This is a genomic window from Yoonia sp. SDW83-1 (genome assembly GCF_046762885.1).
Taxonomy (GTDB): domain Bacteria; phylum Pseudomonadota; class Alphaproteobacteria; order Rhodobacterales; family Rhodobacteraceae; genus Yoonia.
Map to the genome: position 1 here is coordinate 1 of NZ_JBKQXO010000047.1, position 1,119 is coordinate 1,119.

1 protein-coding gene is annotated in these 1,119 nt (G+C 63.6%); it reads left to right on the forward strand.

Annotated features, from left to right (window positions below):
* A partial coding sequence (locus ACFWW4_RS22670; RefSeq protein ID WP_411892908.1) for an SdrD B-like domain-containing protein occupies positions 1-1,119 on the forward strand: 1,119 nt, incomplete at both ends.

Genomic DNA, 1,119 nt, shown 5'->3' on the forward strand with positions numbered 1-1,119 from the left:
TCAGGTCTTTGTGACCCCCGATCAGGGCGGAGACGACACGACCGACAGCGACGCGGTGGACAATGGCGATGGCACAGCCACCACGGCCCCTGTGATGGTGAACATCGGCGACGCGATCCGCAATGTCGACGCCGGCATCGCCGATCCGGATACGGGTGCGATCACGGGCGTGCTTTTTGTCGATACCGACAAATCCGACACGCAAAGCGATGGGGACACGCCTGTCGCAGGGGTTACCGTCACACTGCTGCAAGGCGGTGTGGTGGTTGCAACCACAACGACCGGTCCTGATGGCAGCTATACATTCGACGATCTTGCCCCGGGCGATGATTACAGTGTCCGGTTCGACAATCCGACGGGCCTGGACTTTGCAGGCCAGGATGCGGGCGGCGACGATGCGGTCGATAGCGATGTGGATGCGACCGGCACGACAGGTCTGATCAGCGTTATGGCCGGTGAGACGACAGCGGATGTGGATGCGGGTCTGGTGGACCCCGGCACGGCCTCGCTTGGTGGGCGCCTGTTTATCGACAGCGATGACGACGATCAGGACAATGGCGACGGGGACGAGACGGGGATTGCCGGTCAGACCGTGACCCTGCAGGACGCAGACGGCAATGTGGTGGCGACGCAAGAGACGGGTCCGGACGGGTCCTATCTCTTTACCGATCTGGATGCGGGGACCTATGTGGTCGTCTTCCCGACGGATGTGGATGACCAGGTGCTGGTGGCGCAGGATGTGGGCGACGATGTCTCTGACAGCGACGCCGATCCCGCGACCGGTGCGACCGGCCCGATTGCCGTGACCATCGGCGATGCGATCCGTGATGTCGACGCGGGCGTTGAAGACCCCGGCACGGCGAGCCTGGGCGGCGTGTTCTTTGTCGATGCGGACAAGGATGACGTGCAGGGCGCGGGCGATACGGGTGTGGCCGGTGCCACAGTGCAGCTGGTGCTGGGCGGTGTGGTGGTTGCGACAACCACGACCGCCGCGGACGGGTCCTATCTCTTCGAAGATCTCGATGCGGGTGAGTACAGTGTGATCTTCACAAACCCCGGCGATCAGGTCTTTGTGACCCCCGATCAGGGCGGAGACGACACGACCGACAGCGACGCGGT